Source organism: Rhodococcus sp. 05-340-2, assembly GCF_002258915.1.
Taxonomy (GTDB): domain Bacteria; phylum Actinomycetota; class Actinomycetes; order Mycobacteriales; family Mycobacteriaceae; genus Rhodococcoides.
Genome location: NZ_NOYU01000005.1, coordinates 42,542 through 59,710, shown reverse-complemented (window position 1 = coordinate 59,710; position 17,169 = coordinate 42,542). Strand labels below are relative to the sequence as shown.

At 65.4% G+C, this 17,169-nt stretch carries 13 protein-coding genes and 1 tRNA gene; 6 read left to right on the top strand and 8 right to left on the bottom strand.

All coding sequences use genetic code 11. From position 1 onward, the window contains the following. Window positions 1-153 precede the first annotated feature (153 nt). The 4 genes from CH271_RS00925 to CH271_RS00910 all read left to right on the top strand — a co-directional run bounded on the left by CH271_RS00925 (window position 154) and on the right by CH271_RS00910 (window position 7,791). Window positions 154-239, top strand: a tRNA-Leu gene (locus CH271_RS00925). A gap of 413 nt (window positions 240-652) precedes the next feature. Then, the gene (gene gltB, locus CH271_RS00920) at window positions 653-5,242 is read left to right on the top strand and encodes a glutamate synthase large subunit (RefSeq protein WP_094632140.1); all 4,590 of its coding nucleotides are present in this window, start codon (window positions 653-655) and stop codon (window positions 5,240-5,242) included. Further along, on the top strand, window positions 5,235-6,686 hold the full coding sequence (locus CH271_RS00915) for a glutamate synthase subunit beta (protein ID WP_037195349.1): 1,452 nt from the start codon (window positions 5,235-5,237) through the stop codon (window positions 6,684-6,686). The genes gltB and CH271_RS00915 overlap by 8 nt, the downstream gene beginning before the upstream one ends. 199 nt (window positions 6,687-6,885) lie before the next feature. Beyond that, complete coding sequence (locus tag CH271_RS00910) at window positions 6,886-7,791, top strand: cutinase family protein (protein ID WP_037195350.1); 906 nt, start codon at window positions 6,886-6,888, stop codon at window positions 7,789-7,791. Here CH271_RS00910 and CH271_RS00905 read toward each other — a convergent pair. Continuing rightward, window positions 7,770-9,296 carry an MFS transporter gene (locus CH271_RS00905; protein WP_094632138.1) on the bottom strand — a complete coding sequence of 509 codons (1,527 nt, stop codon included), beginning with the start codon at window positions 9,294-9,296 and terminating at the stop codon, window positions 7,770-7,772. The two genes, CH271_RS00910 and CH271_RS00905, sit on opposite strands and share 22 nt — an antisense overlap. A gap of 99 nt (window positions 9,297-9,395) precedes the next feature. Between CH271_RS00905 and CH271_RS00900 the strand changes: the two genes are divergently transcribed. Further along, window positions 9,396-9,692, top strand: a complete 297-nt coding sequence (locus tag CH271_RS00900; RefSeq protein ID WP_037195354.1) for a putative quinol monooxygenase — start codon at window positions 9,396-9,398, stop codon at window positions 9,690-9,692. Here CH271_RS00900 and CH271_RS00895 read toward each other — a convergent pair. From CH271_RS00895 to CH271_RS00885, 3 genes are all read right to left on the bottom strand, one after another. Next, entirely contained in the window at window positions 9,627-11,141 is a 1,515-nt protein-coding gene (locus CH271_RS00895) for a phage infection protein (protein ID WP_094632136.1), read from the bottom strand. The genes CH271_RS00900 and CH271_RS00895 overlap by 66 nt on opposite strands. A gap of 87 nt (window positions 11,142-11,228) precedes the next feature. Next, complete coding sequence (locus CH271_RS00890; protein WP_094632134.1) at window positions 11,229-11,843, bottom strand: histidine phosphatase family protein; 615 nt, start codon at window positions 11,841-11,843, stop codon at window positions 11,229-11,231. 4 nt (window positions 11,844-11,847) lie between these two features. After that, the gene (locus CH271_RS00885) at window positions 11,848-12,759 is read right to left on the bottom strand and encodes a LysR family transcriptional regulator (RefSeq protein ID WP_094632253.1); all 912 of its coding nucleotides are present in this window, start codon (window positions 12,757-12,759) and stop codon (window positions 11,848-11,850) included. 83 nt (window positions 12,760-12,842) lie between these two features. On the opposite strand from CH271_RS00885, the gene CH271_RS00880 reads away from it, so the two are divergent. Further along, entirely contained in the window at window positions 12,843-14,069 is a 1,227-nt protein-coding gene (locus tag CH271_RS00880; protein ID WP_094632132.1) for an MFS transporter, read from the top strand. Here the strand turns inward: CH271_RS00880 and CH271_RS00875 are convergent. The 4 genes from CH271_RS00875 to CH271_RS00860 all read right to left on the bottom strand — a co-directional run bounded on the left by CH271_RS00875 (window position 14,058) and on the right by CH271_RS00860 (window position 17,120). After that, window positions 14,058-14,555: a DUF4190 domain-containing protein gene (locus CH271_RS00875; RefSeq protein WP_094632129.1), complete on the bottom strand. Its 498-nt coding sequence runs from the start codon at window positions 14,553-14,555 to the stop codon at window positions 14,058-14,060. The two genes, CH271_RS00880 and CH271_RS00875, sit on opposite strands and share 12 nt — an antisense overlap. A 51-nt stretch (window positions 14,556-14,606) precedes the next feature. Then, window positions 14,607-15,008 carry a PPOX class F420-dependent oxidoreductase gene (locus CH271_RS00870; protein WP_094632127.1) on the bottom strand — a complete coding sequence of 134 codons (402 nt, stop codon included), beginning with the start codon at window positions 15,006-15,008 and terminating at the stop codon, window positions 14,607-14,609. Between the two features lie 110 nt (window positions 15,009-15,118). Beyond that, on the bottom strand, window positions 15,119-16,123 hold the full coding sequence (locus CH271_RS00865; protein ID WP_032378786.1) for a beta-ketoacyl-ACP synthase III: 1,005 nt from the start codon (window positions 16,121-16,123) through the stop codon (window positions 15,119-15,121). Between the two features lie 100 nt (window positions 16,124-16,223). Then, complete coding sequence (locus CH271_RS00860; RefSeq protein ID WP_176460695.1) at window positions 16,224-17,120, bottom strand: alpha/beta fold hydrolase; 897 nt, start codon at window positions 17,118-17,120, stop codon at window positions 16,224-16,226. Window positions 17,121-17,169 lie beyond the last annotated feature (49 nt).

The window sequence follows — 17,169 nt, the reverse complement described above, 5'->3', positions numbered from 1 at the left end:
GGCCGCGACGGCCGCGTGTCATCACGAAGTCGCGCTGCAAGCATGATATACGGTGCCGCCGACGGGGACTGCCCGCCGCCGTCGGCTGCCGGCAGCTCGAAGTGGCGATTTTCGAGCGCGGCATGGTGCGTGTTAGTGTTCTCGCCGTCACCCGGGCGGGTGGCGGAATGGCAGACGCGCTGGCTTCAGGTGCCAGTGTCCTTCGGGACGTGGGGGTTCAAGTCCCCCTCCGCCCACCACACTGGCCGCAGCTGATTCGATCGCTGCGGCCAGTAGTTTTTTTCGGGTGTCCTGCATCGAATCGTCTTACAGGCGTGTGATTTTCGGCCGATGTCGGCAGTGGAGTCGAAGTGCCGGTCCCGAGGACGTCTCGTATACGGAAATTCGCAGGTGAGAGCCCATAATAGGCTTACCTTATTTGCGGGGGCACCCAGGTACTGACTTATCGTTCGTAGTTGGATCGGCCTCACCACGGCCGGATCCGCCCGACCTCACTTTTCTACCACGCGCCTACCTGCTCGTGCAGAGGAAAGCGTCGACGATCGACAGGTGCAGCTTCAACGGCGAGGACGCACCGCAGGCCGTTCGTGCAGCCGGTTACACCACACCGTCGCCGACGAGTATCAAGGCTGGACTTATCCGAAGGCTAGGTATGAAGCACACTCCGGGCCCGCAAGGCCTCTACGATCCCGCCAACGAACACGACTCCTGTGGTGTCGCGTTCGTGGTGGACATGCACGGTCGACGCAGTCGCGACATCGTCGAGAAGGCGATCACCGCCCTGGTCAACCTCGAGCACCGCGGTGCTGCCGGCTCCGAACCGAACACCGGTGACGGTGCGGGCATTCTGATCCAGGTTCCGGACGCGTTCTTCCGCGCCGTCGTAGATTTCGAGCTCCCCGCGCCCGGCGCGTACGCAACCGGTGTCGCATTTCTTCCGCAGGGCCGCAGCGACGCAGCACGCGCCTGCGAGGGTGTCGAGCGCATCGTCGTCAGCGAGGGCCTGACGGTCCTCGGTTGGCGTGAGGTTCCCACCGACGACTCCTCCCTCGGCGCTCTGGCACGCGACGCGATGCCGACCTTCCGTCAGCTGTTCCTCGCTGCCCCCGACGCGTCGATCACCGACCTCGAACTCGAGCGTCGTGCGTTCGTCATCCGCAAGCGCGTCGAGCACGAGCTGGGCGAAGAGGGCGCGGGCAAGGACGGCCCCGGCCGCGAGACCGTGTACTTCCCGTCACTGTCCTCGCAGACCTTCGTCTACAAGGGCATGCTGACCACGCCTCAGCTCAAGGGCTTCTACCTCGACCTGCAGGACGAGCGCGTCGAAAGCGCACTGGGACTTGTGCATTCGCGCTTCTCGACCAACACGTTCCCGTCGTGGCCGCTGGCGCATCCGTTCCGACGCGTCGCCCACAACGGCGAGATCAACACCGCCACCGGTAACGAGAACTGGATGCGTGCCCGCGAGGCGCTCATCACCTCCGACGTGTTCGGCGGCTCCGAGGCACTCGAGAAGATCTTCCCCGTGGTCACTCACGGAGCAAGTGACACAGCACGTTTCGACGAGGTGCTCGAGCTGCTGCACCTCGGTGGACGCAGTCTGCCGCACGCCGTGCTCATGATGATTCCCGAGGCGTGGGAGCGGCACGAGTCCATGGACCCCGCTCGTCGGGCGTTCTACAAGTACCACTCCTCGCTGATGGAGCCCTGGGACGGACCGGCGTCGGTGTGCTTCACCGACGGCACCGTCATCGGCGCGGTCCTGGACCGCAACGGCCTGCGCCCGAGTCGGCTGTGGGTCACCGACGACGGTCTGGTCGTCATGGCCTCCGAGGTCGGCGTTCTCGACATCGATCCGTCGAAGGTCGTCCGCAAGGTTCGCCTGCAGCCGGGCCGCATGTTCCTGGTGGACACTGCGCAGGGCCGCATCGTCTCCGACGACGAGATCAAGGACGAGCTCGCCGCCGAGCATCCGTACCAGCAGTGGCTCGACGAGGGCCTGACCTCGATCGACGATCTGCCCGAGCGTCCGCACGTGCACATGCCGCACGACCGCGTGCTCATCCGTCAGCAGATCTTCGGGTACACCACCGAGGAACTGAACGTGCTGGTCTCGCCCATGGCGAAGTCCGGTGCCGAGGCCATCGGTTCCATGGGTACCGACACCCCGATCGCCGTACTGTCGGCTCGCCCGCGGATGCTGTTCGACTACTTCTCGCAGCTGTTCGCGCAGGTCACCAACCCGCCGCTCGATGCCATCCGCGAGGAGATCGTCACCAGCCTCGGCGGCACCATCGGACCCGAGGGCGATCTGCTCAACCCGGGTGCCGACAGCTGCAAGCAGATCGTGCTTCCGCAGCCGATCCTGCACAACGACGACCTCGCCAAGCTCGTCCACATCAACGACGAGGGCACTCAGGAAGAGCTGCGCTCGGTGGTCGTGCGCGGTCTCTACCCGGTGGCCGAGGGCGGTGAGGGCCTCCGAAAGTCGTTGGAGGCCATTCGCGCTCAGGTTTCCGCAGCCATCTCGGGTGGCGCCCGGATCATCGTGCTCTCGGACCGCGAGTCCAGCGAGAAGCTCGCTCCGATTCCGTCGCTGCTCCTCACCGCCGCGGTGCACCACCATCTGGTCCGCGAGCGGACCCGCACCAAGGTCGGCCTGATCATCGAGGCCGGTGACGCCCGCGAGGTGCACCACATGGCCCTGCTCATCGGTTTCGGTGCCGCAGCGGTCAACCCGTACATGGCGTTCGAGTCCATCGAGGACATGATCGAGCGCGGTGCCCTCACCGACATCGAGTTCGACAAGGCCGTCACCAACTACATCAAGGCCGCGGGCAAGGGTGTGCTCAAGGTGATGTCCAAGATGGGCATCTCGACCCTCGCGTCGTACACCGGAGCCCAGCTGTTCCAGGTCATCGGCCTCTCGCAGGAACTGGTCGACGAGTACTTCACCGGCCTCAACAGCCACCTCGGCGGCATCGATCTCGATCAGGTCGCCGACGACGTCGCAGCGCGGCACGCCGTCGCGTACCTCGACAACCGTCAGGAGCGCGCGCACCGCGAGCTCGAGACCGGTGGCGAGTACCAGTGGCGTCGCGAAGGGGAGTACCACCTCTTCAACCCGGACACGGTGTTCAAGCTGCAGCACTCCACCCGCACCGGCCAGTACGACATCTTCAAGGAATACACGAAGATGGTCGACGACCAGTCCGAGCGACTCGCGTCGCTGCGTGGTCTGTTCCGCTTCAAGACCGAAGAGCGGCAAGCTATTTCGATCGACGAGGTCGAGCCGGCCAGCGAGATCGTCAAGCGTTTCTCGACTGGTGCGATGAGCTACGGCTCCATCTCGGCCGAGGCGCACGAGACCCTCGCCATCGCCATGAACCGTCTCGGCGGGCGCTCGAACTCCGGTGAGGGCGGCGAGGACGTCTCGCGGTTCGAGCCGGACGAGAACGGCGACTGGCGACGCAGTGCCATCAAGCAGGTCGCGTCGGGACGCTTCGGCGTCACCTCGCACTACCTGACCAATTGCACCGACATCCAGATCAAGATGGCGCAGGGAGCCAAGCCCGGTGAGGGCGGCCAGCTTCCGGCGCACAAGGTGTACCCGTGGGTCGCCGAGGTTCGGCATTCGACGCCCGGCGTCGGCCTGATCTCGCCGCCGCCGCACCACGACATCTACTCGATCGAGGATCTCGCGCAGCTGATCCACGACCTGAAGAACGCCAACCCGCAGGCCCGCATCCACGTGAAGCTGGTCTCCGAGGTCGGCGTCGGAACGGTCGCGGCCGGTGTCTCCAAGGCGCACGCCGACGTGGTGCTCATCTCGGGCCACGACGGCGGCACCGGCGCGACGCCGCTGACGTCGGTCAAGCACGCGGGTGGACCGTGGGAGCTCGGTTTGGCCGAGACCCAGCAGACGTTGCTGCTCAACGGACTTCGCGACCGCATCGTCGTGCAGGTGGACGGTCAGCTCAAGACCGGCCGCGACGTCATGGTTGCCGCTCTGCTCGGCGGCGAGGAGTTCGGTTTCGCCACCGCTCCGCTCGTCGTCTCGGGCTGCATCATGATGCGCGTCTGCCACCTCGACACCTGCCCCGTGGGTGTCGCGACGCAGAACCCGTTGCTGCGCAAGCGTTTCGCGGGCAAGCCGGAGTTCGTCGAGAACTTCTTCATGTTCATCGCCGAAGAGGTTCGCGAGCTCATGGCCGAGCTCGGATTCCGCACGCTCGACGAGGCCGTCGGTCAGGTGGGTCTGCTGGACACCACCGCGGCCAAGGAGCACTGGAAGGCGTCGAAGCTGGATCTGTCGCCGATCCTCGAAGAGGTCGAGTCGGCGTTCATGAACCAGAACCTCTACAACACCGGCGTCCAGGATCACGGTCTCGACAAGGCACTCGATCAGCAGCTCATCGCGGCCAGCCGCAATGCGTTGGACAAGGGCGAGAAGGTCGCGTTCGAGTCCAAGATCACCAACGTCAACCGCACCGTCGGCACGATGCTCGGGCACGAGGTCACCAAGGCGTACGGCGGCGTCGGACTGCCGGACGACACCATCGAGATCACGTTCACCGGTTCGGCAGGCAACAGCTTCGGCGCGTTCGTCCCGTCCGGTATGACGCTTCGCCTGAACGGGGACGCCAACGACTTCGTCGGCAAGGGACTGTCCGGCGGACATCTCGTGCTGCGGCCGTCGTTGAACGCCCCGAAGGGCTTCGTCGCCGAGGACAACATCATCGGCGGAAACGTGTTCCTGTTCGGCGCCACCAGCGGTGAGGCTCTCATCCGCGGCGTCGTCGGTGAGCGCTTCGCGGTTCGTAACTCCGGTGCCGTAGCCGTCGTCGAAGGCGTCGGCGATCACGGCTGCGAGTACATGACCGGCGGCAAGGTCGTCATTCTGGGCACGACGGGCCGTAACTTCGGCGCCGGTATGTCCGGTGGCGTCGCGTTCGTCTTCGATCCGAACAAGACGTTCGAGGCCAACCTCAACACCGAGCTGGTCGACATCGAGGAGCTCGAGGGTGACGAGTTCACCTGGCTCCGCGACATCGTCACTCGCCATCAGGAGCAGACCGGCTCCGAGGTGGCCGAGCGGATCCTCGCGGATTGGTCACAGCAGGTGAACCATTTCGTGAAGGTCATGCCTCGCGACTACAAGAAGGTACTGCTGGCCATCTCCGAAGCCGAGAAGAACGGCGCGGACGTGGACGAAGCGATCATGGAGGCAGCTCGTGGGTGACCCACAGGGATTTCTGAAGAACACGGTTCGCGAGGTGCCCAAGCGGCGACCCGTCGACCTGCGCCTGATGGACTGGAAAGAGGTCTACGAAGACTTCTCGAAGGACACCCTGCGCACCCAGGCAAGTCGATGCATGGACTGCGGTATCCCGTTCTGCCACAACGGTTGCCCGCTGGGGAACCTGATTCCCGAGTGGAACGACCTGGTGTTCAAGGACCGCTGGCGCGACAGCATCGACCGGTTGCACGCCACCAACAACTTCCCGGAATTCACCGGACGGTTGTGCCCCGCCCCGTGCGAGGCGTCGTGTGTCCTTGGCATCAACCAGGATCCGGTCACCATCAAGCAGGTCGAGGTCGAGATCATCGACAAGGCCTTCGAAGAAGGCTGGGTGACGCCGGTCTACCCGACTCACCTGACCGGTAGGACCGTCGCCGTCGTCGGATCGGGCCCGGCGGGACTCGCTGCAGCGCAGCAGCTCACCCGCGCAGGCCACACCGTCACGGTGTTCGAGCGTGCCGATCGCATCGGTGGACTGCTGCGCTACGGCATCCCCGAGTTCAAGATGGAGAAGCGCCACATCGATCGTCGGCTGGCGCAGATGGAGGCCGAGGGCACCGTCTTCCGCACCGGTGTCGATGTGGGCGTGGATATCTCGGCCGACGAACTGCGCGAGCAGTTCGACGCCGTGGTCCTCTCCGGCGGTGCCACCGCATGGCGTGACCTGCCCATCGAGGGCCGCGAGCTCGACGGCATCTACCAGGCCATGGAGTTCCTGCCGCACGCCAATCGCGTCCAGCAGGGCGACTTCGCTGCGCCGCCCGTCAGCGCCGAGGGCAAGAAGGTCGTCATCATCGGCGGCGGCGACACCGGCGCCGACTGCCTCGGTACCTCGCACCGTCAGGGCGCCGAGAGCGTCCACCAGTTCGAGATCATGGCCCGCCCGCCCGAGGAGCGTGCGACGTCCACCCCGTGGCCGACGTACCCGCTGATGTACCGGGTTGCCTCGGCACACGAGGAGGGTGGCGAACGCGTCTTCTCGGTCAACACCGAGCGTTTCGTCGGCGAAGACGGCAAGGTCACCGCACTCGAAGCCTGTGAGGTCGAGTTCAAGGCAGGCAAGTTCGAGAAGGTCGAGGGCAGTGAATTCACGCTCGAGGCCGATCTGGTTCTGCTCGCCATGGGATTCGTCGGACCGGACAAGGGCGGTCTGCTGACCGACCTGGGCGTCGACTTCAACCAGCGCGGCAACGTCGAGCGCACCAACGAGTGGGTCACCAACGTCCCCGGTGTGTTCGTCGCCGGAGACATGGGTCGTGGCCAGTCGCTGATCGTGTGGGCCATCGCCGAGGGCCGCTCCTGCGCGGCCGCCGTCGACACCTTCCTGCAGGGAGCAACCGCACTGCCGTCGCCGATCGTGCCCACCCAGGCACCGCAGCGGTAAGTCGCTTTTCCCGCCGAGCTCGACGTTGTGGACGGATTGCGGTCCGATCCCGTCCACAACGTCGAGCTCGTGTGCGTTTCACGACGCCGGCCACACGGTTACGTCCGTTAACCATGTGGGCATCTGATGGTCACAGGCCGCTGTCATTGTGGTGATCGAACAAACGAAGCGTTCGATCACCCAGTGAGGCCCCCTCCCCATGAGTGTCAAGAAGATCTGCGCCGGTATCGGCGTCGCTGCAGCTGTTGCGTCCGGGCTGGTCGTCGGAGCGGCATCGCCCGCCGCCGCAGACCCTGCCGATTGCCCGACGATGTACGTCGTGGCCATTCCGGGAACCTGGGAGACGAGCTCGGGTGCCGCACCGAAGCCGGGGATGCTCACCGACGTCACCGATCGTCTCGGTAGCGGCATCCGCACCGACTACGTCTCGTATCCCGCCACCGCGTTCCCCTGGGAGGGTGAGGTGTACGGGCAGTCCCGCGCCGCAGCCGTCGCCAACGCGGGCGGGATGCTGAAGGCGATGGCGGATCGTTGCGGTGCGACGAAACTCGGCATCATCGGCTACAGCCAGGGAGCCGACGCGGCGGGCGATCTCGCCGCGGCCATCGGCACCGGAGTCGGCGTCGTTCCCGCGGACAAGGTGGTGGCGGTGGGCTTGATCTCCGACCCGAAGCGCTCCGATACCGACGCTCTGGTGGGGCCGGCCGTGGTCGGAACCGGTGTCGGTGGACCCCGGGTCGGCGGATTCGGCTACGTCAGCCCCGTGGTGCGGACGTTCTGTGCCGTCGGCGATCTGTACTGCTCGACGCCCAAGGACGATTACGTCGCGCGGTTGGCCGGATTCTTGGCAGTGTCGTCCAACCCCGCGCCGAACGTCGCCGATCAGTACTCGCAGGAAGCACAGTCCCTGATCGCGGACCTCGCAGCGGCCGGTGGTCTGCCGGTGTTGCAGGGCCAGCTCACCGACCAGGCGAACGCTCAGCGTCAGCGGGAGATCGAGGCGTTCTACCGCTCCGGCATCCACCAGGAGTACCAGAGCTACGACGTCGAGAACGGCCAGTCCGCGACGCGGTGGTTGGCGCGCTACCTCACCGACGCGGTCTGACGGCGGAGCAGCACGAAGACGGTGACTGCACTGACGGCCATCAGGACCGCGCTCGCACCCGACGCAAGAGTGAAGCCGTCGATGAACGACGAGTTCGCCACTGCAGTCAGTTGCGAGGCGAACGGCTCCGGTAGGTAATCGGCGACGGCGACGGCACCACCGATGGTCTCTCGTGCCGGATCGGCGATCTCGGCGGGCGTCTGCGCGGGGATGGCGTCGTCCATGCGGTGTCGGTAGACGGTACTGCCGATCGTTCCGAGGATGGCGATACCGACGGCTCCGCCCAATTCGGCTCCGGTTTCGGACAATGCCGATGCGGCCCCGGCCTTTTCGGGAGCCGCGGCGGTGAGCACGATGTCGGAGTTGAGCGTCGAGGCAGCGCCGATCCCGAAGGTCAGCACGGCCATACCGGTGAGCAAAAGCGGTAGCCCGGAATCGGCGTTCACGAATGCCATTGCCGTGCAACCGATGGCGATGGACAACAGTCCGCCCGCAATGATCGTGCCCGTCCGGATCACCTTGCTGAGCGTCGGTGCGAGCACGGCACCGGCCGCGGCGGCGACGGCGGGAACGAGCAACCACAGGCCGGCTTCGAGCGGTCCGAGACCGACGACGAGCTGTAGGTACTGGGAGGCGAAGAGGCTGAATCCGGTCATCGCGAAGATGACCAGGAACTGCACCACAACAGCTGCGCTGAAGGCTCGTTCGGCGAACAGCGTGACGTCGATCAGCGGGTTCGCGGCCCTGCGCTGCCGGAGAACGAACACCGCGCCCAATGCCAGCCCGGCCACCGCACTCACGGCTGCTGCGAGGTCGATTCCCTCCTGCGCGCCGTGTTTGATGGCGAAGACGATCGAGAGCATCGAGGAGATCGCGAGGACCACGCTGATCGGGTCGAATCTGCCGGGGTCGGTGTCCTTGAACTCGGGGACCAGAAGTGGGGCCGCGACGAAGAGTACGACCATGATCGGGATGTTGATCAGGAACACCGAACCCCACCAGAAGTGCTCGAGCAGAACACCTCCGATGACAGGTCCCACCGCGGCACCGCCCGCGAAGCCGGCGGTCCACAGGCCGATGGCTTCCTTGCGTTGCGTCGGGTCGTGAAACATGTTGCGTATCAAGGACAATGTGCTCGGTGCGATGGTGGCTCCACCGATGCCCAGTAGTGCACGCGCGACGAGCAGCATCTCGGGGGAGGTGGAGAACGTCGCGGCGAGTGACGCGGCCCCGAACACGACGGCACCGATCATGAGCAGGGTGCGACGGCCGATCCGATCGCCGAGTGAGCCCATGGTGATGAGGAGGCCGGCGAGCAGGAACCCGTAGATGTCGAGGATCCACAGTGTCTGGTTGCCGGTGGGTTCGAGATCGGCCGTCATGAACGGCAGAGCGAGGTACAGCACCGACATGTCCATCGACACGACGAGAATCGGCACCACCAACACTGCGAGGCCGAGCCAATCCTTCTTGGTGGCGCGCTGGTCGGTTGCCGTCTGGCTCACTGTGACTTCCCTTCCCGAATGGACACCTCAGCTTAGGCGGGTCGGGGGTACGTTCGGTGAAGGAATGTCTCTCTCGCCGAACGAAGGAAGCAACGCCTCATGAGCAACGATCTGAAGGTCGTCGCGACGATCATCGCCAAGCCCGATGCCGTCGACGCCGTGCGCGACGGACTGGTGGCCCTCGTCGCCGAAACACGCAAGGAAGACGGGAACATCTCCTACGAGCTGTTCGAGTCAGCAGTGGAGCCGGGCACGTTCGTCACCATCGAGGTATGGAAGTCGCAGGAGGACCTCGACGGTCACATGCAGACCCCGCATCTGCAGCAGGCGCTAAGCGAGTTCGGTGCCCATCTCGCGGCTCCGCCCGCCATCCATCCGCTCCGGCCCGTCGGCTGAGTCACCCCGCGCGCTCGCATACACCAGCGCCGAGACGGCCAGCAGAGCCGCCGTGGCACCGATCGCGAGCCAGCCGGTCCCGCTCATCTCGCCCGACGCGATGATGCGGGCACCGGCCGCGGTGTAACTCATCGGCATGAACCCCGCCAGATCGCCCCAGATGGGTGCGGTCGACGCGTATGCGAAACCGCAGACGACGACCTGCACAACAAGCGCGACGACGTTGACGATCTGGCCGACCACGGCGCCGAGCACTCGCTGAATCGCTCCCGCTGCGGCGAGATATGCCGCGGCGGAGACGATCAGGAAGACGCCTGCGCCGAGCACCGGCCCGAGGGCCGCGTCGGTGGCGAAGGCGAAGGCCACAGCGGCGCTGACGCCGACCGCGGCGACGGCTGCAACCACCGAGAGCAGTCGTGGGCTGCTGTCCTTGCCGAGTACTCGAACGAGGCTGACGCATCCCAGGGCTCCGAGAGCCACCAGGGCTGCGATCAGATACGGGGTGGCACCGGTTCCGGTGGACGTCGTCGCGGCCGCGAGATTCTGGTCCGTGGCGGCGGCGTCGTCTGTGGTGGTGGCAGCGGTTCCCTGCGGGAGTGCCGCGGAGGCGTCGCGCACGTTGGTGGCGATGCCGTTGACGATTCCCTCGACCGGCTCGACCGACGTCACGAGCTGATCGGTGCCCGCTTTGAGCTGTTGGCCGCCGTCGTCGAGCTGGCCCAGTCCGTCCCGCAGCTGCACCGTGGCGTCGCCGAGTTGTGCGGTGGCACCGAGGAACTGACTGTTGGGGTCGTTGAGTTCGGAGGATAGCTGCTGAGCACCGCCCTTGAGGGTCTGCAGCTGGGCGAGGGTGTCGGGCCCGAATGCCTGAGTGTTCAGGGTGTCGATGACCCCGCGGATCTCGCCGGAGATGGCGTCGGATCCTGGGTGCGGGAAGCGATCGACCTGGTCTGCGGTGGCGGCGAGTTTCGCAGTGAAATCGGCCTGCAGAGCGCCGAAGCCGGTGAGTTGGTCGACAACCTGGTCGACGCCACCGCTGATCTGCGACGCGCCGTCCCCGAGCTGACCGATGCCGTCGCGGTACTGCCCGAACCCGTCGGCGAGCTGGATGGTTCCGTCGTGCGCCTGGGTGATGCCGTCGGCGAGCTGTCCGACGCCGTCGTTGAGCTGCGTGCCGCCGTCGGTCAGCTGACCGATACCGCTGGAGAGAAAGGTGATGGGCAGCGAAGCGCTGTTGAGGCTGCTCCTGGCCGCGGCCAGAGGATCCGCCGTCTGCTGGTCCGCCGTCTGCTGGTCCGGTGCCTGCTCTGTGGCGGCGGTGGTGGTGGCCGTGGATTCGCCGCCGAGGTCGTAGCCGGTGCCCAGTGCGAAGGCACCCACCGCCACCAGAGGAAACGCCAGCGCAGTGAGAGCAACGGCAGGACGTCGGAAGATACGCAATTCACCCATGATGGGTTCGAGGCTAACTGCCAGGTACGGCCTCGCCGACCACTCGATGGCCGTCGACGCCGCGTTTCATGCCCTCTACCTGGGAGTTTAAGAGCTCTCTGTGGATTGCCGGTTGCGGGGCAGCAGGTCCCACACATGCTCGGTCTCGTTCACCGAGGAGACCGACCTCGCGCCACTGCGCGAGAACAACACACGCGTCACCGAGCAGTAGTCGATCGGGAAGCCGAGCACCTTCGGGGTCTGCAGAATGTCCTGCAGCAGGATGTTGATCACGCCGCCGTGGGCGAAGAGCGCCACGGTGTCGGTGTGCGCGGCGGCCGAGACGATATCGGCGACACCGGCCAGGACTCGCTGCCGAAATGCCTGCTCGTCGACCTGTTCGGGAAGATGCCCGGCCTTGATGCGATCGAATGCTTCCCGGAATTCGGTCTTGGCCGACTCGATCGGAACGTAGCCGCCGAAGTCGCGATCGTATTCGGTCACACGCTCGTCGGACTCGACGGTCAGACCGAGCCGATCGGCAAGAGGCTGCGCCGTCTGGACGGCGCGCAGCTGCGAACTCGACACGACTCGGGAGATCGGGAATCGGGCCACTGCACCCGGCACCCGCAGAGATTGTTCGACGCCGAGGTCGGCGAGAGCGGGATCGGCCGAGGTCTCCGACCGTTGTGGCAGCGCGTGCCGCATCAGAACCAGTTGCATCGACTCACCTAATCACGAGTGTGCGGCCGCTGCGCTGCACCATCGATCGGAAGGCCGCGACCTGACGCGGCGAATCGGCCTGCGGATCCCACACCATGCCGATACGTCGACGAGCCGCGGGCTGGGTGAGCCCGATGTCGACGGTTCCTCCTTCTCCGCCGTGCGCTCGGATCCGCGGCAGGATGGCGATGCCGAGTCCGGCCCCGACGAGTCCGCGCACCGTGTGGGTGTCCTGCCCCTCGAAGGCGATGCGCGGGCTGAAACCGGCGTCCGCCCACAACTCGTCGCAGATCGACCGCATGCCGAAACCGTGGCCCATCGCGATGTAGTTCTCGTCGGCGGTGTCGGCGAGATCGACCGATCTGCGGGTGGCCAGGCGATGATCGGACGGGACCACGAGCATCAGCCTCTCGTCGTAGAGCTGGAACGAATTGTCGTCGGTGTGCTCGGCGCTGAGAGAGACGAACGCCAGGTCGGAGACCCCACCTTCGAGACGGTCGAGGCAGCGCGCGCGGGCACCCTGATCCAGATCGAACGTGACGGCCGGGTGGTCGACGCGGAACTGCCGGATCAGCGCCGGTACGACGTCCTCGCCCAGGGTGTTCTGAAACGCCACTGCGATACGGCCGCGGGCCCGAGCGTCGTGCTCGGTCATGGCGTCGATGCCGGCATCGATATCGCTCAACGCTCGCTGCAGGTACGGAATCAGCACTCGGCCGGTGCTGGTCAGCACGATTCCGCGGCCGCGTCGTTCGACGATGTCGACGCCCAGGATCGCCGACGCGCGGGCCACCTGCCGACTGACGGTGGGCTGTGGAAGGCCCAGCACGTGCGCGGCGTCGGTGATGTGTTCGGTGTCGGCCACCGCCACGAGGGTCGGCAGCAGCGGCAGCAGTTCGATCGCTTCGCGACGCATGAAACGAATCATATCGTTGGTGTATCGGTTTGCCATGTCTCATGCATTGGACGAATACCGTGAGCGCTTCTAACGTGATCTGCATGACTACGACGCAGCCCGAGGTCCTCGGGTGGGAGGGACACCCCAGGGGCTCGCGCGAATACCGCCGACTCGTCCTGGCCCTGCTGTTCGCCGGAGTCGCGACGTTCGCCCAGCTGTACTCGGTGCAGGGAATCCTGCCGCTCATCGCCGCCAATCTCGACATCACGCCGTCGCTGTCCTCGCTCGCCGTCGGACTCGCGACGGTCGGCGTCGCGGTCTCGGTCATTCCCTGGTCGGTTGCGGCCGACCGCATCGGTCGAGTCCGGGCCATGACGGCGTCGATCCTCACCGCCACGACGTTGGGACTGCTGGTACCGCTCGCGCCGTCGCTCGAAGTCCTTCTGGTCGTTCGATTCTTCGAAGGTGCCGCACTGGGCGGTCTCCCCGCCATAGCGATCGCATATCTCAGCGAAGAGGTGCATCGCAGTCACACTGCCTTGGCCGCGGCAACGTACGTGTCCGGCACGACGCTCGGCGGACTGCTCGGCCGCATCGTCGCCGGACCCGTTGCGGAATACACCAACTGGCGCATCGGCACCCTGACCGTCTCGCTGATTGCGGCTCTCGCCGCCGCGCTGTTCGTGTGGCTTGCACCGAAACCGCGAACGACGCTGGTGCACAGCCAGATTCGTGACCTGCCGGGACGGCTCTTGGTGAACCTGCGCGAACCGGGGATGGCGGCACTCTACGGCCAGGGATTCCTGCTGATGGGCGGCTTCGTCGCGATCTACAACTACCTCGGATTCCGTTTGGAGGCCGTGCCTTTCGGGCTCCCACAGTCTCTGATCAGCCTGATCTTCGTGGCGTACCTCAGCGGTACCGTGTCCTCACGGGTAGCGGGCAAGCTCGCGACGAAGCACGGCAGGTCGGTGGTGCTCGCCGGATCCACCGCAACGATGATCGCCGGAGTGGCACTGACGATGGCGTCGAACCTCGTCGTCATTCTGACCGGCCTGGTGATCCTGACCATGGGATTCTTTGCGGCCCACGCCATCGCGTCGGGCTGGACCGGACAACGCGCCGTCCACGGCCGCGCGCAGGCGACCTCGCTGTACAACCTCTTCTACTACGGCGGATCGTCCATGGTCGGATGGATCGGCGGCGTCGTGTTCCAGTCGCTGGGATGGAACGCGTTGGCGCTGTTCGTCATTGCGTTGGCACTGATCGCAGGCGTGTGGGCCGCATGCCTGCACGGCCGATTGGCGCAGCCGGTATCAGTAGCTTGACGTGTTCGCGGCAGCGATGGCGAAAATGACGATCGCACCCACGATGACGACGAACAGTGCGATCGAGACGTAACCGATGATCAGCCCTGCGGTCGCGAACCCCGACCCGCCTTCGCCGGTGCGCTTGATCTGACCGCGCGCAATGTGGCCACACACCACCGCGCACACCGACGCAAGCAACGGAATGAACGTCAGACCGAGAATGCCCAGCACCAGCGACACGATCGCCAACGTGTTCGTGGTCGCGGGAGCCTGATACCCGCCGGCATACGGCGCATTCCCGTAGTGGGAGTTGGCGTATTGCGGGTTTTGGTACTGGGCGTTTTGGTACTGGGGGTTTTGGTACTGCGGGTTCGGAGGGTACTGCTGGTTCTGGTGCTGCGCGTTCGGGTCTCGGTACGGAGGGTACTGCTGCGAATCCCCGTACGACTCGTCCTTCCTGGACGCGTCGAACGAATCACTGCCTTCACCCTGCGGATAACCCATGGCGGGAGTGTGGCACCTCGAGACAGCCGTCGCAACCGTTCTCTGGCGACGCTACGTGCCGAGCTTGCCCCAGCCCACATACGCGTCGACGGTGACGTAACCGGTCACCCGAGGCTGATCCCGAACCGGATACGGATTCCCGGTGTAATGCGTCGAAATGCGATCGATATCCACCAGATCGGGATCGTCCTGCAACTCGATCGAGCCGTGCACCGTCACATGGGTGTACCAACTGGCCTCGTCCAACACCGAAATGGAGACCTTCGGATTGGCCCTGATGTGCTCGAGACGCTTCCGAGACGCGTCGAAATTGAGCACGACCTTCCCGTCCTCCCACAAATACCAGGTGGGTGCGGTGATCGGCGTTTCATCGGCGCGAACCACAGCCATGACGGCGGGATTCGGCTTCTTCAGCAATTCCACAGCAGCATCGGGCAACGGGGGCTTCGGCATACGACAACCTTACGACTCGACCCCCGCTGCGGTCTTGCTTCCGCCCACACCGCCCCGACTGGGGTTGAAGGTGCACTCGGGAATCGGGTGCACTCGGTGTGGATGTGCGACTACAGGTTGGGGAGTTTGACTACCTGTCCGGCGTAGGAGAGTCCGGCACCGAAGGCGAGTAGGAGTGCGGTGTCTCCTGCTTTTGCTTTGCCGGTGCGCAGGAGTTCTTCCATGGCCAGGGGGATCGAGGCTGCCGAGGTGTTGCCGGTTTCGGCGATGTCGTTGGCGACCGGGGTGCCGTCGGCGAGGTTCAGGCTCTTGGCCAGCAGTTCGGTGATGCGGCTGTTTGCCTGGTGGGGGATGAAGGCGTGCAGTTCGTCGGTCTTGATGCCTGCGACGTCGAGGACCCGCTGTGCGGCTTTGCCCATTTCGAATGCGGCCCAGCGGAAGACGGAGATTCCGTTCATCCGGATCCAGGGTCGTTCGAGGCCTTCCTCGGTGATGTAGTCGTACCAGTCGGTTGTCTGGACGATGGCGTCGGATTGCGAGCCGTCCGAGCCCCAGACGGCGGGCCCGATCTCGGTTTCGTCGCTCTGTCCGACGACCACGGCACCGGCACCGTCGGCGAAGATGAATCGCGTGGTGCGGTCGTAGGGGTCGGTGGTGACGCTGAGCTGTTCTGCACCGATGACGAGGACGTACTTGGAGGTTCCGGCCTTGACCAGGTCCGATGCGACGGCGAGGGAGTAGCAGAAGCCTGCGCAGCCGGCGCAGATGTCGAATGCGGCCGGCCCCTTGGTGCCGAGTCCGTGCGCTACTTTCGCAGCTGCCTGGGGTGTCAGTTCGAGATGCGTCGAGGTGGCGACGATGACGGTGTCGACTTGGTCGGCTGTGATTCCGCTGGCCTCGAGGGCCTTGCGGCCTGCTGCGATGGACATCTCTACGACGTTTTCCTTGGGATCGGCGAAGCGCCGGTTCTTGATTCCCGATCGCGTCTGGATCCACTCGTCGCTCGAGTCGATGAATTCGCAGATCTCGTCGTTGGTCACGACTCGCTCGGGCCGGTGAACGCCGAGTCCGAGTAGTTTCGACTGTCGTCCCTGCGTCGTGCTGATCGCACCCATCTTCAATTTCCTCTCGTGCTACCGCGCCATCGCCGAGCTTCGGCTCGGGTCTTGGGCTGCGGGCTCGGTGACACACGTTACGTGCGTCGCCGCGAGGAGTTCACACCAGTTCGGCGATGAGGGCCGCGACCTCGGCGGGTTTGTCGATCATGGCGTGGTGATGGGCGGGCATGACGACGGTGAAATCCGCTTGCAGGTAGGCAGCGAGTTTGCGCTGTGTCCGTACCCATCTCTTGCCCCACGGCGACGGCCTGCCCGTGTGTGCGGCCGCCACGATGACGGGCACACCGAGTCGGAACTGCTTGCGGATGCGGTTCAGTTCGACGGAGAGATCCGGGTAGACGACGTCCTCCACCAGCGCGGCGGCGAGGTAGGTGGGTCTGCGATAGATGTCGTCGACCCAGTCGAATGTCTCCTGCGGTGTGCCGTCGGGCGGTGTCGCCTGGTTGAGGATGCGGCGCACACGCGGTCCGATCAGTTTCTGCACGCCGGTCTTGCTGAGCATCGTTGCGATCACGTGCGCGGCCTCGACACGCACGGCAGCCGGGATGAAGCGTCGGGGGTCGGATTCTGCGCTGGAATCGAGCAACAGAATCCCGCGGATGCGCGACGGGTACAGCCGGGCGACGGCTTCTGCGTAGAAGCCGGCAATCGAATGACCTGCGACGACGGCCGGCTCGGTGACTCCGAGTGCGTCGAGGACGCCGATGATCCTGTCTGCCTCTCCGTGGACGGTGGGCGTGGCACCGACGGGTAGGGGGTCGCTGAGTCCGAAGCCGGGGCGGTCGAGAACGACCACGTGATGGTGGGCGCTCAAGATGTCGACGGTGTCGTTCCAGTCGAACCAATTGCTGCCGAGGCCTCCGCAGAGGACCACCGTGGGTCCGGTTCCGCGTACGAGCAGATGCAGACGTTGTCCGTCCACCTCGACGTATCGACCGGGCGGATGTTTCACGGGAAACAACGCACTGCGTTCGGCTCGATCCCCGTTGTCCATATTTGGTTCCCCACGATGCTCAGCCGACCTGCCGTCTGTTTCACCGTCC

Excerpts from the sequence above, each read along its gene's own strand:
- gltB (WP_094632140.1), top strand. The coding sequence starts at position 653 with ATGAAGCACACTCCGGGCCCGCAAGGCCTCTACGATCCCGCCAACGAA.
- CH271_RS00910 (WP_037195350.1), top strand. The coding sequence starts at position 6,886 with ATGAGTGTCAAGAAGATCTGCGCCGGTATCGGCGTCGCTGCAGCTGTT.
- CH271_RS00900 (WP_037195354.1), top strand. The coding sequence starts at position 9,396 with ATGAGCAACGATCTGAAGGTCGTCGCGACGATCATCGCCAAGCCCGAT.
- CH271_RS00895 (WP_094632136.1), bottom strand. The coding sequence starts at position 11,141 with ATGGGTGAATTGCGTATCTTCCGACGTCCTGCCGTTGCTCTCACTGCG.
- CH271_RS00890 (WP_094632134.1), bottom strand. The coding sequence starts at position 11,843 with ATGCAACTGGTTCTGATGCGGCACGCGCTGCCACAACGGTCGGAGACC.
- CH271_RS00885 (WP_094632253.1), bottom strand. The coding sequence starts at position 12,759 with ATGCGTCGCGAAGCGATCGAACTGCTGCCGCTGCTGCCGACCCTCGTG.
- CH271_RS00880 (WP_094632132.1), top strand. The coding sequence starts at position 12,843 with ATGACTACGACGCAGCCCGAGGTCCTCGGGTGGGAGGGACACCCCAGG.
- CH271_RS00875 (WP_094632129.1), bottom strand. The coding sequence starts at position 14,555 with ATGGGTTATCCGCAGGGTGAAGGCAGTGATTCGTTCGACGCGTCCAGG.
- CH271_RS00870 (WP_094632127.1), bottom strand. The coding sequence starts at position 15,008 with ATGCCGAAGCCCCCGTTGCCCGATGCTGCTGTGGAATTGCTGAAGAAG.
- CH271_RS00865 (WP_032378786.1), bottom strand. The coding sequence starts at position 16,123 with ATGGGTGCGATCAGCACGACGCAGGGACGACAGTCGAAACTACTCGGA.
- CH271_RS00860 (WP_176460695.1), bottom strand. The coding sequence starts at position 17,120 with ATGGACAACGGGGATCGAGCCGAACGCAGTGCGTTGTTTCCCGTGAAA.